Consider the following 14,666-nt stretch of genomic DNA (forward strand, 5'->3'; position numbering starts at 1 on the left):
AGGAAAGCTGACACGACAATGGCAACCAAAAAACTCAAGGGACTGGGCCGCGGGCTCGACGCCCTGCTCGGCGGCGACATGGACGCCGCGCCCGCCGCAAGCAATCTCCCTTCGGTCCTGGCCGTCACCCAGATCCAGGCCGGCAAGTATCAACCGCGTACCCGCATGGATGAAGTGAGCCTGTCCGAGCTGGCCGCCTCCATCAAGACCCAGGGCATCATGCAACCGGTGCTGGTGCGCCCGCTGCCGGCGGGCAGCGGCACGCCGTACGAGATCATCGCCGGCGAGCGGCGCTTCCGCGCGGCGCAGATGGCGGGCCTGGACGAGATCCCGGTGCTGGTGCGCGACGTCGACGACCAGGCCGCGGCGGCCATGGCCCTGATCGAGAACATGCAGCGCGAAGACCTGAATCCGCTGGAGGAAGCGCAGGGTATCCAGCGCCTGATCTCGGACTTCAATTTCACGCACGAGCAGGCGGCCGGTGCGGTCGGCCGCTCGCGCAGCGCGGTGTCGAACCTGCTGCGCCTGATTAACCTGGCGCAGCCGGTGCAGACCATGCTGATGGCAGGGGATATCGACATGGGCCATGCTAGAGCCTTGCTGGCGGTTGACAGCGCGCACCAGATTGCGCTGGCCAATCACGTGATTGCCAAACGCCTGTCGGTGCGCGAGACCGAGAAGCTGGTCGCGCGCGCGCTCGAAGAACAAAACGCTCCGGCCCAGTCGGCGCGCGCCAAGGACAAGCCGGGCGACATCGTGCGTCTTGAAGAAGAACTGTCCGACAAGCTGGCGACGCCGGTGCTGTTCAAGATGGGCACGAAAGGCAGGGGTCAGATGATCATCGACTTTGCCGACCTGGACATCCTCGAGGGTGTGCTCGCGCGTCTGCGCGCGTAGAAAACAGGGACGCCACCCGCTTGCATGGGGTGGCGTTGCAGCGGGCCCGGCTATCTCGCCGGCCACCTCGGAAGCGTTAGCGCTACCAACTTTCGCGCCGGCCAGACCAGCGCACTCACTGTCGTAGTAAGCACGCAGTAACTACGTAAAGCAGCGCAATTGTCACATCCCCCTCTATACACGATCTGAGGCTAAGTAGCTGAAAATATTGCGCTATCCGCCGGCATCGTGTCACATTTTCGCCATATATTCGTCCCAGTTATAAGTGTGGAATCGTTTGACTCACGTCCGTATAACCACTTATAATTCCGGCGATTCTTGTAATTATCACCTCGTAGTACGTCCAAAATGCGCTAGCGCAAGAGCTAAAAGAATATGCTACGCATCGTTTCCCTGCAGCTGATAGCAACGGTAGTCGTCGGCCTCATCGCCGCACTACTGGGGGGATGGGCTGCGATGTTTTCGGCGGTACTGGGCGGTTTGTGTTGTGTCGTGCCCAACGGGATCATGGCAGTGCGCTTGTTCGCCGCGTCCGCTTCGGGTACGGCGAGTCCCGCGACATTTTTCATCTGGGAATTTGTAAAGATTGCATTAACGCTGGCGCTTTTAGGCGCAACTGCGTGGCTGTATCACGATCTAAACTGGCTGGCACTGGTCGCCGGACTCATCGTGGCACTGAAAAGTTACATCATCTTATTATTTAGGCAATGACGACATGGCGACTCCAGTAGACGGCGCAGCGCACGCGCCCACCGCATCAGAATATATCATTCACCACCTGGGCCACCTGAAGAACCAGTACCAGGTGGGCCCGGTCGATTTCTCGGTCATCCACTACGACACCATGTTCTGGTCGATCGCGATGGGCCTGACCGCCTGCCTGTTGATGTGGGCCGCCGCGCGTAATGCGACCGCCGGCGTTCCTGGCCGTTTCCAGGCATTCGTCGAAATGATGTTCGAAATGGTCGACGACCAGGCCAAGACCATCGTGCACGGCGACCGCAGCTTCATCGCGCCGCTGGCACTGACCGTGTTCGTCTGGATCGTCCTGATGAACGCGCTGGACTTGCTGCCGGTCGACATGTGGGCATGGCTGTTCGCCGCCTTCGGCGTCGAGCACATTTTCCCGTATCACCGTGTGGTTCCAACCGCCGACCTGAACGGTCCGATCGGCATGTCGCTGGGCGTGCTGCTGCTGATGATCTACTACGGCATCAAGATCAAGGGCTTCGGCGGCTGGCTCCACGAGCTGTTCTCGGCACCGTTCGGCATCTGGATGGCGCCGTTCAACCTGCTCCTGAACGTCATCGAATACGCAGCAAAAATGGTGTCGCTCGGTATGCGACTGTTCGGTAACATGTTTGCCGGCGAACTGCTGTTCCTCTTGATCGCACTGCTGGGCGGTACCGCAACGATGTTCGGTTTCATCGGCCACGTGATTGCCGGTTCCATCTGGGCGATCTTCCACATCCTGATCGTGCTCCTGCAGGCATTCATCTTCATGATGCTGACGCTGGTTTACCTCGGTCAGGCTCACGAAGGCCACTGATCGAAGCCGCAAGCATCGAGTGAACGTGGTTGTAAAGAAGTTGTAGTTTTTAATTTAGTTTTTAATTTAACTTTTGGAGTTTTTCATGACTGACCTTTCTTTTGTTGCACTGGCTTGCGGTTTGATCATCGGTCTGGGCGCAATCGGCGCTTGTATCGGTATCGCCCTGATGGGTGGTAAATACCTGGAAGCTTCTGCACGTCAGCCAGAACTGATGAACACCCTGCAGACCAAGATGTTCCTGCTGGCTGGTCTGATCGACGCGGCATTCCTGATCGGCGTTGGTATCGCAATGCTGTTCGCGTTCGCTAACCCGTTCGTTCCAGTCTAAGACTCGCGTCTCGAGGTCTTGAAGGGCCGAACCAGTTTCTGGTTCGGCATCCGTGTTTCTGTAAGAAGGATAAAACCGTGAACCTTAATGCAACCCTGCTTGCACAGCTCGTGGTGTTCTTCATCCTGGCGCTGTTCACGATGAAATTCGTGTGGCCGCCGCTGATGAAAGCGCTCGACGAGCGCGCTGCGAAGATCGCGAGTGGCCTGGCCGCTGCCGACCGCGGCAAGGCCGACCTGGCTGCCGCCGAAAAGCGCGTCCAGACCGAACTGGCCGGCGCCCGTGACGAAGTCCAGAAGCGCATCAACGACGCTGAAAAGCGCGCTGCTGCGATCATCGAAGAAGCGAAGAAAACCGCCGTCGAAGAAGGCGCGCGCATCGTCGCTGCCGCCAAGGCAGACGCCGAGCAGCAAGTGACGCGCGCGCGCGAAGAACTGCGTGGCCAGGTTGCAGCCCTCGCGGTTGCCGGCGCCGAGCAGATCTTGAAGCGTGAAGTGAACGCAGCGGCGCACGCCGACCTGCTGTCGCAACTGTCGACCGAGCTCTGATCATGGCAGAACTCGCAACCGTCGCCCGCCCTTACGCCGAAGCGTTGTTCCGTGTCGCCCAAACCGGCGACCTGAACGCGTGGTCGGCCATCGCGTCGGAACTGGGCCAGATCGGCGCCAACTCCGATGTGCAGGCCTTCGCCAGCAACCCGCACGTCACGCATGCACAACTGGCGGACACGATTGCGTCGCTGGTCAAGGCTCCGCTGACTGCAGAAGCGAAGAATTTCATCGCGATGCTGGCAGAAAACGGCCGCATCAACCTGCTGCCGGAAATCAGCGCCCAGTTCGCGCTCCTGAAGAACGCCAGCGAAGGCGCAGCCGACGCGACGATCTTCAGCGCGTTCGCGCTTTCGGCCGACCAGCTGTCGCAGCTGGCCGCCACGCTGGAAACGAAATTTGGCCGCAAGCTGAACCCAACGGTGACAGTGGATCCCTCGCTGATCGGTGGTGTGCGCGTGGTCGTCGGTGACGAAGTGCTCGATACCTCGGTACGCGCCAAGCTGCAACGGATGCACGTTGCGCTCGCGTCCTGAGTCAATCGCACCGCCGACGACTCACCCTTGCCCTACGCATCAAGAAACTATAATTGGAGTTAGCTAGCATGCAACTTAACCCATCTGAAATCAGCGAGCTGATCAAGAGCCGGATCCAGGGCCTCGAAGCCACTGCCGACGTCCGCAACCAAGGCACCGTCATCTCGGTCGCCGACGGTATCTGCCGCATCCACGGTCTGTCGGACGTGATGCAGGGCGAGATGCTGGAATTCCCAGGCAACACCTTTGGCCTGGCGATGAACCTCGAGCGCGACTCGGTCGGTTCGGTCATCCTGGGTGCTTACGAGCACATCTCGGAAGGCGACATCGTCAAGACCACCGGCCGCATCCTGGAAGTGCCGATCGGTCCTGAACTGCGTGGCCGCGTGGTCAACGCCCTGGGCCAGCCGATCGACGGCAAAGGTCCGATCGCTGCCTCCCTGACCGCCCCGATCGAAAAGATCGCGCCAGGCGTCATCGCCCGCGAATCGGTGTCGCAGCCTATGCAGACCGGCATCAAGTCGATCGACGCGATGGTGCCGATCGGCCGTGGCCAGCGTGAGCTGATCATTGGCGACCGCCAGACCGGTAAATCGGCTGTCGCTGTCGACGCGATCATCAACCAGAAAGGTCAGGGCGTCACCTGCGTGTACGTCGCGATCGGTCAAAAAGCATCGACCATCAAGAACATCGTGCGCTCGCTGGAAACCCACGGCGCGATGGAATACACCATCGTCGTGGCAGCATCGGCGTCGGAATCGGCCGCCATGCAGTACATCTCGGCCTACTCGGGCTGCGCGATGGGCGAATACTTCCGCGACCGCGGCGAAGACGCACTGATCGTGTACGATGACCTGTCGAAGCAAGCAGTTGCCTACCGCCAGATTTCCCTGCTGCTGCGCCGCCCACCAGGCCGCGAAGCGTATCCAGGCGACGTGTTCTACCTGCACAGCCGTCTGCTCGAGCGCGCAGCCCGCGTGAACGCCGACTACGTCGAGAAGTTCACCAACGGCGCCGTCACCGGCAAGACCGGTTCGCTGACCGCACTGCCGATCATCGAAACGCAAGCTGGCGACGTCTCGGCCTTCGTGCCGACCAACGTGATTTCGATTACCGACGGCCAGATCTTCCTGGAGACCTCGCTGTTCAACGCCGGTATCCGTCCTGCGATCAACGCCGGTATCTCGGTGTCGCGCGTCGGTGGCGCTGCCCAGACCAAGGTCATCAAGGGCCTGTCGGGCGGTATCCGTACCGACCTGGCGCAGTACCGTGAACTGGCTGCGTTCGCGCAGTTCGCATCGGACCTGGACGAATCGACCCGCAAGCAGCTGGACCGCGGCGCGCGCGTGACCGAACTGCTGAAGCAGCCGCAGTTCTCGCCACTGTCGACCTCGCTGATGGCCGCCTCGCTGTTCGCCGTCAACAAGGGCTACCTGGACGATATCGAAGTCAAGAAAGTGCTGCCATTCGAACACGGCCTGCACGCCTTCCTGAAGTCGGGTCACGCTGCCCTGCTGTCGAAGATCGACGAAACCAAGCAACTGGACAAGGACAGCGAAGCACTGCTGGCCGCCGCTGTTGCTGATTTCAAGAAATCCGGCGCATATTAATTGATGGACCGGCGCCGCCCGCGGGCGGCGCCGGTGCCCGGAAGGAGTAAGGACTCATGGCAGCAGGCAAAGAGATTCGTGGCAAGATCAAGAGCGTAGAGAATACGAAGAAGATCACCAAGGCGATGGAAATGGTCGCCGCATCGAAAATGCGCAAGGCGCAGGATCGCATGCGCGCCGCCCGTCCCTACAGTGACAAGGTTCGTAATATCACCGCCAACCTGGCGGGCGCAAACCCGGAGTACACGCACGCATTCATGGCGCAAGCCAAGGGTGTGTCGGCAAAGGCAGTGGGTTTCATCGTCATCACGACCGACAAGGGTCTGTGCGGCGGCATGAACACCAACATCCTGCGCCAGGTAACGCAGAAGGCGCGTGAGCAGGAACAAGCGGGCAACCGTGTCGAGGCAGTCGCCATCGGCAACAAGGGCCTGGGCTTCCTGAACCGCGTCGGCATGAAGCTGGTGTCGCAAGCGACCCAGCTGGGCGATGCCCCGCAACTGGACAAGCTGATCGGACCGGTCAAAGTGATGCTGGACGCGTACCAGGAAGGCAAGCTCGATGCTGTCTACCTGTGCTACACCAAGTTCATCAACACGATGAAGCAGGAAGCAATGGTCGAGCAACTGCTCCCGCTGCCAGCCAAGGCGCTGGAAGCCGACGCAGGCGCCCACGGCTGGGACTACATCTACGAACCGGAAGCACAGGTCGTCATCGACGAGCTGCTGGTGCGTTACGTGGAAGCGCTGGTGTACCAGGCGGTGGCAGAAAACCTGGCGTCCGAGCAATCGGCGCGCATGGTCGCGATGAAGGCCGCGAGCGATAACGCCGGCAGTGTCATCAGCGACCTGAAACTGGTCTACAACAAGACCCGCCAGGCTGCGATTACCAAAGAACTCTCCGAGATCGTGTCCGGCGCAGCAGCCGTCTAACGATCAAGTAAAAGAATCTAACTATATATCTGAAGGAACGAACATGGCTGATGGCAAAATCGTTCAGTGTATCGGCGCAGTGGTTGACGTGGAATTCCCACGTAACGCCATGCCGAAAGTGTACGACGCACTGAAAATGGAAGGCTCCGACCTGACCCTGGAAGTGCAACAGCAGCTGGGCGACGGCATTGTCCGTACCATTGCGCTGGGCAGCTCGGACGGCATGCGTCGTGGCATGATCATCCAGAACACCGGCAACCCGATCATGGTTCCGGTCGGCACCCCGACCCTGGGCCGCATCATGGACGTGCTGGGCAACCCGATCGACGAATGCGGTCCGGTCAGCCACGAGCGCATGGCGTCGATCCACCGTGACGCGCCGGCCTACGACGAACTGTCGCCATCGACCGACCTGCTGGAAACCGGCATCAAGGTCATCGACCTGGTCTGCCCGTTCGCCAAAGGCGGTAAAGTCGGCCTGTTCGGCGGCGCCGGCGTCGGCAAGACCGTCAACATGATGGAACTGATCAACAACATCGCCAAGGCACACTCGGGTCTGTCCGTGTTCGCCGGCGTGGGTGAGCGTACCCGTGAAGGTAACGACTTCTACCACGAGATGGCCGATGCGAAGGTCGTCGACCTGGAAAACCCTGCCAACTCGAAAGTGGCAATGGTCTACGGTCAGATGAACGAACCACCAGGCAACCGTCTGCGCGTCGCGCTGACCGGCCTGACCATGGCTGAAGCGTTCCGTGATGAAGGCAAGGACGTCCTGTTCTTCGTCGACAACATCTACCGCTACACCCTGGCCGGTACCGAAGTCTCGGCACTGCTGGGCCGTATGCCATCGGCAGTGGGCTACCAGCCTACCCTGGCCGAAGAGATGGGCCGCCTGCAAGAGCGCATCACCTCGACCAAGACCGGTTCGATCACCTCGATCCAGGCCGTCTACGTCCCTGCGGATGACTTGACCGACCCGTCGCCTGCCACCACCTTCGCCCACCTGGACTCGACCGTCGTTCTGTCGCGTGACATCGCATCGCTCGGTATCTACCCTGCGGTCGACCCACTCGATTCGACCTCGCGCCAGCTGGATCCGCTGGTCGTCGGTGAAGAGCACTACGCCACCGCGCGCGCCGTGCAGAACACCCTGCAGCGCTACAAGGAACTGCGTGACATTATCGCGATTCTGGGCATGGACGAACTGGCGCCAGAAGACAAGCTGGTCGTCGCACGCGCTCGCAAGATGCAGCGTTTCCTGTCGCAGCCGTTCCACGTCGCTGAAGTCTTCACCGGCGCACCAGGCAAATACGTTTCGCTGAAAGACACGATCAAGGGCTTCAAGATGATCGCATCGGGCGAACTGGATCACCTGCCGGAGCAAGCGTTCTACATGGTCGGCACGATCGAAGAGGCTATCGAGAAAGCCAAGAAACTGGCTGCCTAAGTCGGCTTCTTCGTCTAACTGAAGGACACACATGGCAAACACATTTCTCGTTGACGTAGTCTCGGCCGAAGAGCAGATCTTCTCCGGCCAGGCCGAATTCGTCGCGTTGCCGGGTGAAGCGGGTGAGCTGGGTATCTACCCGAAGCACACCCCGCTGATCACGCGCATCCGCCCGGGCGCCGTGCGCATCCAGGTGGCCGGCGGCGGCGAAGAGTTCGTCTTCGTAGCCGGCGGTATCCTCGAAGTGCAGCCGAACGGCGTGACCGTGCTGGCCGACACCGCGATCCGCGGTGGCGACCTGGACGAAGCGAAAGCAACCGCAGCCAAGAAACAGGCTGAAGAGCTGATGCTGAACAAGGATTCGAACATCGACTACGCGAAAGCCCAGGCCGAAATGGCCGCAGCGGTCGCGCAGCTGGCGGCGATCCAGAAGCTGCGGTCGAAAGGCCGTTGAGCTGAACAAGCTCGGCAATAAAAGGGGCAGCCTTCGGGCTGCCTTTTTTTATTGCTAAATGAAAATTTAGCTTGTCTGTTTGGTATATTTACGTCCTTTCATTCAGCCGAGCCTTTTCCTATGGCGATCACCTCGCTCACCCATGTCCTCACCGTTCCCCAGTACGCCACGCGGCCCTATCTGTCGCCCGATGGCCGCTGGCTAGTGGTCTGGGTCGAGGGCGCCACCGAATTCATCGGCGGCAGCGACTACACCGAGGGCATGGTCGTGCTCGACCTCGCCGATGGCAGCGTGGTGCCGCTGCGCCCACCCGCGGGCGGTGGCAATGAATATCCGCACTTCCTCGGCGCCAACTGGGACACGGGCCAGGTGTTCTTCGAGGCCAGGGACGAGGCTGCCGTCTATACCGCGTACGCGACGAATCTCGTGACCGGCCAGACCTCGCTCGCGCCGCCGCTGGGCACGGGCGCGGCGGGAAACCCGACTCCGTACGTTGGGGCCGTTTCCAGCAATGGCCGCTATATTCTGGCCGATACCGAAGCGCTTCCAGGGGCGTATTTCGGCACCCTGCAATTGCGCGACCGGCTCACCGGGGAAACACGCACCGTCGATGCGCTGAACAAGACCCTGAACGAGGGCAAGCCCAATGCCTGGGGGGTGTCGGACAATGGCCGCATGGTCATGTTCGAGAGCTATGCATCAAACGTCATTCCCGGCGATACCAACGAAAGGTCGGACCACTTCGTTCACGATATGCTGACCGGCAAAACCGTGGCCGTGCAATCGAATACCGCCGGTGTCATCGGCGATGGCTATATCTTCAGGTCGGCGCTGTCGGCCAACGGTCGCTACGTGGCTTTCGAATCGAACGCGACCAACCTGGTGCCCGATGGCGCCACCACTATTTCAGCCGTCTACGTCAAGGACCTGGTCACCGGCGCGATCGTGCGCGTATCCGAGGATGCCGCGGGCCGGCCGCTCAATTACGCCACGATGTACAGCATCTCGGCGGATGGCCGCTACGTAACGCTGGAGACCAGCGCCGACATGGACCTCGACGGTGTCCAGCCCTATATGGCCAACCTCTACGTGAAAGACGTGCAGACGGGCGGCGTAGGCCTGGTCACCCGCGCGCCGGAGGTCGACCTCATCGGCTACTCATCGGCCGAAATCTCGGCCGATGGCTCCATGGTGGCCTACATGGGTGCGAAGATGGAAGACCTGCCGACGCTGCACCCCGTATTCCACACCTTCGTGGCGCCGCGTCCCGAGTTCACCACCGTTGCCGTCGACGGACGCCACGTCGGCAGCACCGGCGCCGATACGCTGGCCGGCGCCCTGGGCAACGACACCTATGAGGTGAACCATCGCGGCGACATCGTCGTCGAATATGCAGGGCAGGGAATCGATACCGTCATCACGTCGCTCGACAACTACACGCTTGCCGATCACGTGGAAAACCTGCAGCTGACCGGCACGGCGCGCAACGCCACCGGCAACGCGCTGGATAACCTGATCCGCGGCACGGCGGGGAGCAATGTGCTGCGCGGCGGCGACGGCAACGACATCCTCGACGGCGCCGGCGGCGCCGACACACTGTATGGCGACGCCGGCTTCGACATCGCCCGCTTCGCCGGTTCGGTGAAGGACTACACCCTCAACAAGACCACCTGGCGCCACGAAGTGAAGGCCAAGGACGGAAGCGTCAGCTACCTGCACGACATCGAACACCTGCAATTCGCCGATGCCGACGTCACCTTCGACACCGATGGCATCGCGGCGCGCGCCTACCGCATCTACCAGGCCGCCTTCGATCGCAAGCCCGACCTGGAAGGCCTGGGCTACTGGATCTCGCGCATGTCGGCCGGGATGGCGCTGGACCAGGTGGCGCGGCACTTCGTCGACTCGCTGGAATTCAAGACCGTGTTCGGCGCCAATCCGGACAACGCCCAGCTGGTCGACAAGATGTACCAGCACGTGCTGCACCGCGCACCCGACGCCGCGGGGCGCGACTACTGGATCGCGGCAATGGAGAAGGACGGATTATCGCGCGCCCAGGTGCTGGAGAGCTTCAGCGAATCGCCGGAAAACCAGGACGCGCTGATCGTCACCATCGGACACGGCATCGCCTACACGCCGTACGTCGGCTGAATTTTCACCGGAGCTGGCCGCAGTCGGTCCAGTGAGGTTACAGTAGCAGAATCACAACTCGTCAAGAAGGGTAGCCGTCATGCTGAAACTCTCCGCCGTCGCTGTTGCTGTCATACTGCTGTCGACTCCCGTGCTCGCGCAAGCGCAGCAGCCGGCCACCAAGGCTTCCGCGGCGCAGCCGCTGGCCGTCAGGCTCGACGCGCTGTTCAAGCCCCAGTACAAGGCGGACGACCCCGGCGCCACGGTCATCGTGGTCAAAAACGGCAAGACGGTGTTCAGGAAGGCCTATGGCGCCGCCGACGTGGCCGCGAAGACGCCGCTGACACCCGGCACCGTGCTGCGCCTCGGGTCGATCACCAAGCAGTTCACGGCGGTGGCGATCCTGATGCTGGCCGAGGAGGGCAAGCTGGCCCTGAACGATCCGATCACGCGCTTCTTCCCCGACTATCCGACCCAGGGCAAGGTCATCACGGTCGAGCACCTGCTGACCCATACCTCGGGCATCGTCAGCTATACCGGCAAGTCGGGCTATGTGTCGACGATGGGGAAGGACTTCACCGTCGCCCAGATGATCGACGGCTTCAGGAACGACCCGCTCGAGTTCGAACCCGGCACCCAGTTCCGCTACAACAACAGCGGCTACTTCCTGCTGGGCGCGATCATCGAGCGGGTGTCGGGGACGAGCTACGCGAGCTTTCTCGAGCAGCGCATCTTTACGCCGCTGGGCATGAAGGACACCGCGTATGAAGGTGTCGAGCGTTCGAGCGCGCCGCGCGCGGCCGGCTACAGCGCGCAAGAGAAGGGGTTCGCGCCGGCGCAGCCCTTGTCCATGAGCCAGCCGTATGCGGCCGGCGCGCTGGTGTCGACCGTGGACGACCTGGCCAAATGGGATGCCGCCATCGCCTCCGGCAAGCTGCTCAAGCCCGCGAGCTGGAAGATGGCCTTCACCTCGTACAAGCTGAGTCCCGAGAAGTCGACCGATTATGGTTACGGCTGGGGCGTCGGCACCCTGCAAGGCACGCCGATGATCGATCACGGCGGCGGCATCAATGGCTTCCGCACCCATGCGCTGCGGCTGCCGGAGCAGAAGGTGTTCGTGGCGGTGCTGAGCAATGCCGACAGCGGCAACGCCAATCCCGAAGTGCTGGCCAAGAAGGCGGCGGCACTGGCAATCGGCAAGCCGTTCATGGAGCCGAAGGAATTCAAGCTCGATGCCAAGGCCCTCGATGCATTCACAGGCGTCTACGATATCGGCAATGAACAGCGCGACGGCAAGGAAAAGCGCACCTTCACCAGCCGCGACGGCAAGCTCATGATGGCGCGCGGCGACCGGTCGCCGGCCGCGCTGACACCTTATTCGAAGGACGGTTTCTTCTTCCCGGGGACGCTGGCGCGCTTCGAGTTCGAATGGGATGCGCAGGGCAAGGTCACCCACGTCACGGTCGACAACGCCGGCGAGCGCACGCGCAACGAGCGCATTGGCGATGCGCCCGCCGAACGCGAGGCGGTCAAGATCGACAACGCCGGCTTTGATGCGCGCGCCGGCGCCTACCAGCTCGCGCCGCAGTTTTCGATTACGGTCAGCCGCGAGGGCGAGCGCTATTACGCGCAGGCGACCGGACAGCGGAAGATCGAGATCTTCCCGGCCAGCCAGGACGTGTTCTTCTCGCGCGACGTGAATGCCGAACTCCGGTTCGGGAAAGCCGCCGATGGTTCGCCGGAGGTCGTGTTGCACCAGAACGGCCAGGCTACGCCAGGCACGCGCGTGCAGTGAGCACTAACTGATCAGGCCGCAGCCTACTTCGCGGCCTGCTCCTGCGCCAGGCGCAAGGCCACTTTGTGCCTGAAATAATCGTCCTTCACGTAACGGTACAGGTTCTCGCCCGGGCACACGGTCTTGTCCGAGTAATCGCGGTGGCTCTGGATGTCGTCGAGCGAGACCTGGTATTTATTCGCCAGCATGGCCATCAGGCTGACCACCGCATCGAGCTGCCGCTGGTTCGGCTCCACCTCTTCGAAATTGCCGACCACTTCGATCAGCGCATGGCCCTTCGGATCGTAGTCGGTATTGGTGTCGCCGGCATAGGCGATGTCGCGCGCGCCGTAGATGCGGCCTTCCAGGTCGATCACGTAGTGGTAGGGGATGTCGAGCCAGCCTTTTTCAGCGCGCGACCAGGTCTGCAGGCGGCGCAGGTAGGCTTGCGGATCGGTGCCAGGCTTGAACGGCTCGCCCTGGTGGTGCAAGGTGATGTGGGTGATGCGGTGGCGACGCGCCTTCGCATCAATGGACGGCGTGCCGCCCCAGCTGGCGACCGGTACGATGGCGCGTTCGACGTCCGGCAGGGATTCGGCGCCGTGTGCGCTGCCTATCGAGAGGGCCAGTGCAAGCAAGGCGCCGATACGCGAAACAGGTCCGAGGTTCATGGGCACATATTCAGGAAGGATGAGCCGCCATCTTTCCACGTTTGACCGTGCAACGCCAGAGCATACAAACCTGATAAGCTGATCCCAACGATAACAACGTCCTGAGACAGCATGAGAACCATTGCCCAGATCCTCCGCGACAGCAAGACCATCGCCATCGTCGGCATGTCGAATAAAGAAGACCGCGCCAGCAACGAAGTGGGCGCCTACTTGCAGCACAATGGTTACCGCATCCTGCCGGTCAACCCGAGCTATGCCGGCCAGACCATCCACGGCGAGACCGTGTACGCGACCTTGCAAGAGGCCGCCGACGCCCTCGCCAGCAGCGGCCAGCGCATCGACATCGTCGACTGCTTCCGCAAATCCGAAGACATCGGGCCGATCGCGCGCGACGCGATCGCCGTGCGCGCCGGTTGCCTGTGGATGCAGCTCGACATCGAGAACCAGCCCGCCGCCGACCTGGCGCGCGCCGCCGGGCTGGACGTGGTCATGAACCATTGCATCAAGATCGAGCACCGCAACCTGGAAGAGTGAGAACGGCATGGTTGCCGGGGACCTGGCTTGCGCTACAATCGACGCACCTTAACCGTCGTCAATACCACGCCATGATCAAGACCATCGCCCTGCTGCTCGCCGCCACGGCCGCTGTCAGTGTCACCCAGCCGGCACGCGCTCAGGCCGCGCCGGTCGCCGCCCTGACCAAGAGCCCGGCCGCCTGCCCGGCCGTGCTCAAGCACAGCTTCAAGCGCCTGCAGGACGAAGCGCCGCAAGACCTTTGCCAGTACGCCGGCAAGGTGGTGCTGGTGGTGAACACGGCCAGCTACTGCGGCTTCACCAAGCAGTACGAAGGTCTGGAAAAAATCTACGCCAAGTACGGCGGCCGCGGCCTCGTGATCCTGGGCTTCCCGTCGAACGACTTCGGCCAGCAGGAACCGGGCAGCGCCAAGGAAATCGCCGACCTGTGCTTCAACACCTATGGCGTCAAGTTCCCGATGTTCGCCAAGAGTTCGGTGAAAGGCCCGCAAGCCAATCCGCTGCATGCGCAGCTGATCAAGGCCACCGGCCAGGAACCTAAGTGGAATTTCACCAAATACCTGATCGGCCGCGACGGCAAGGTGCTCGACTACTTCCCGAGCAAGGTCACGCCGGAAGATCCGCAGCTGACCGGGAAGATCGAAGCGGCGCTGTAATCGTCTAACGCAGTGCGAGGTGCAGGATCGGGTAGGGCTTGCCGAACGGGTCCTGCTCGGACCGTCCCGCCACCGCGAAGCCCATACGCTCGTAGAAGCCGAGCGCCTGCCGGTTCTGCTCATTGACGTCCACCTGCGTGGCGCCAAGGTGCGCGATTGAGAATTCCACCAGAGCCCGTCCGGCGCCCTGGCCGCGGTGGCGCGGATCCACGAACAGCATCTCGATCATTCCCTCGCTTACGCCGATGAAGGCGCAGGGCTGGCCGGCCTCGTCGCGCACGCAATGCAGCGGCGCGAACTCGCGCAAGGTGCGCTCCACGATCGGCACCAGCAACAGGAAATCGTCCGGATGCAGGAAGTCGTGGGTCGCCTTCACGGACGCTTCCCAGATGTCGAACAGGCGCGGGAGGTCGTCGTTCGCGGCGATGGTGATGCTTGGCATGGCTTTCCTTCCGAATGATTTTTTCGTCTCAGAGATATAACCTAGGAGATAGGTGTTTTATAAACCACACTAATAGCATGGTCATTTTGATGTACATCATAGTTTGTTTTTCCTCACATCAATAAGCTTACCTTCGTCGCAGATGACATAAAACG

Annotated in this window: 16 protein-coding genes; 14 read left to right on the plus strand and 2 right to left on the minus strand. The window is 61.7% G+C overall.

The window, feature by feature from the left end; genetic code table 11:
* The first annotated feature begins 18 nt into the window (after positions 1–18).
* The 12 genes from AC3A6F_RS19210 (at position 19) to AC3A6F_RS19265 (ending at position 12,229) form a co-directional block, all read left to right on the plus strand.
* A complete protein-coding gene (locus AC3A6F_RS19210; RefSeq protein WP_487683593.1) occupies positions 19–897 on the plus strand; it encodes a ParB/RepB/Spo0J family partition protein in 879 nt (292 codons plus the stop codon).
* A gap of 375 nt (positions 898–1,272) precedes the next feature.
* Positions 1,273–1,608 (plus strand): ATP synthase subunit I, encoded by a 336-nt coding sequence (locus AC3A6F_RS19215; protein ID WP_487683596.1) that lies wholly within the window; start codon positions 1,273–1,275, stop codon positions 1,606–1,608.
* A 4-nt stretch (positions 1,609–1,612) separates the two neighbouring features.
* A complete protein-coding gene (atpB, locus tag AC3A6F_RS19220) occupies positions 1,613–2,446 on the plus strand; it encodes a F0F1 ATP synthase subunit A (RefSeq protein ID WP_123068508.1) in 834 nt (277 codons plus the stop codon).
* Positions 2,447–2,531: 85 nt separating this feature from the next.
* Positions 2,532–2,777: a F0F1 ATP synthase subunit C gene (gene atpE / locus AC3A6F_RS19225; RefSeq protein WP_005664041.1), complete on the plus strand. Its 246-nt coding sequence runs from the start codon at positions 2,532–2,534 to the stop codon at positions 2,775–2,777.
* Between the two features lie 77 nt (positions 2,778–2,854).
* Positions 2,855–3,325 carry a F0F1 ATP synthase subunit B gene (locus tag AC3A6F_RS19230; protein ID WP_123068509.1) on the plus strand — a complete coding sequence of 157 codons (471 nt, stop codon included), beginning with the start codon at positions 2,855–2,857 and terminating at the stop codon, positions 3,323–3,325.
* A 2-nt stretch (positions 3,326–3,327) separates the two neighbouring features.
* Positions 3,328–3,861: a F0F1 ATP synthase subunit delta gene (locus AC3A6F_RS19235; RefSeq protein WP_487683600.1), complete on the plus strand. Its 534-nt coding sequence runs from the start codon at positions 3,328–3,330 to the stop codon at positions 3,859–3,861.
* A gap of 68 nt (positions 3,862–3,929) precedes the next feature.
* Complete coding sequence (atpA, locus tag AC3A6F_RS19240) at positions 3,930–5,471, plus strand: F0F1 ATP synthase subunit alpha (RefSeq protein ID WP_487683603.1); 1,542 nt, start codon at positions 3,930–3,932, stop codon at positions 5,469–5,471.
* A 56-nt stretch (positions 5,472–5,527) separates the two neighbouring features.
* Positions 5,528–6,403 carry a F0F1 ATP synthase subunit gamma gene (gene atpG, locus AC3A6F_RS19245; protein ID WP_320468512.1) on the plus strand — a complete coding sequence of 292 codons (876 nt, stop codon included), beginning with the start codon at positions 5,528–5,530 and terminating at the stop codon, positions 6,401–6,403.
* Positions 6,404–6,446: 43 nt separating this feature from the next.
* Positions 6,447–7,850: a F0F1 ATP synthase subunit beta gene (atpD, locus tag AC3A6F_RS19250; RefSeq protein ID WP_123068513.1), complete on the plus strand. Its 1,404-nt coding sequence runs from the start codon at positions 6,447–6,449 to the stop codon at positions 7,848–7,850.
* A gap of 31 nt (positions 7,851–7,881) precedes the next feature.
* Positions 7,882–8,304: a F0F1 ATP synthase subunit epsilon gene (locus tag AC3A6F_RS19255; protein WP_005664028.1), complete on the plus strand. Its 423-nt coding sequence runs from the start codon at positions 7,882–7,884 to the stop codon at positions 8,302–8,304.
* A 120-nt stretch (positions 8,305–8,424) separates the two neighbouring features.
* Entirely contained in the window at positions 8,425–10,455 is a 2,031-nt protein-coding gene (locus AC3A6F_RS19260) for a DUF4214 domain-containing protein (RefSeq protein WP_487683607.1), read from the plus strand.
* Positions 10,456–10,534: 79 nt separating this feature from the next.
* On the plus strand, positions 10,535–12,229 hold the full coding sequence (locus AC3A6F_RS19265) for a serine hydrolase (protein WP_487683610.1): 1,695 nt from the start codon (positions 10,535–10,537) through the stop codon (positions 12,227–12,229).
* A 23-nt stretch (positions 12,230–12,252) separates the two neighbouring features.
* Here AC3A6F_RS19265 and AC3A6F_RS19270 read toward each other — a convergent pair whose 3' ends face one another.
* Positions 12,253–12,879, minus strand: a complete 627-nt coding sequence (locus tag AC3A6F_RS19270) for a peptidoglycan recognition protein family protein (protein WP_487683613.1) — start codon at positions 12,877–12,879, stop codon at positions 12,253–12,255.
* A gap of 111 nt (positions 12,880–12,990) precedes the next feature.
* Here AC3A6F_RS19270 and AC3A6F_RS19275 point away from each other — a divergent pair, with 111 nt between their 5' ends.
* Positions 12,991–13,413 (plus strand): CoA-binding protein, encoded by a 423-nt coding sequence (locus AC3A6F_RS19275; protein WP_487683615.1) that lies wholly within the window; start codon positions 12,991–12,993, stop codon positions 13,411–13,413.
* Between the two features lie 71 nt (positions 13,414–13,484).
* Positions 13,485–14,069 (plus strand): glutathione peroxidase, encoded by a 585-nt coding sequence (locus tag AC3A6F_RS19280; RefSeq protein WP_123068518.1) that lies wholly within the window; start codon positions 13,485–13,487, stop codon positions 14,067–14,069.
* Between the two features lie 4 nt (positions 14,070–14,073).
* Here AC3A6F_RS19280 and AC3A6F_RS19285 read toward each other — a convergent pair whose 3' ends face one another.
* Positions 14,074–14,511, minus strand: coding sequence for an acetyltransferase (locus AC3A6F_RS19285; RefSeq protein WP_487683618.1), 438 nt, complete (start codon positions 14,509–14,511; stop codon positions 14,074–14,076).
* Between the last annotated feature and the right edge of the window lie 155 nt (positions 14,512–14,666).

This window comes from Massilia sp. Soil_C_3 (assembly GCF_057657035.1).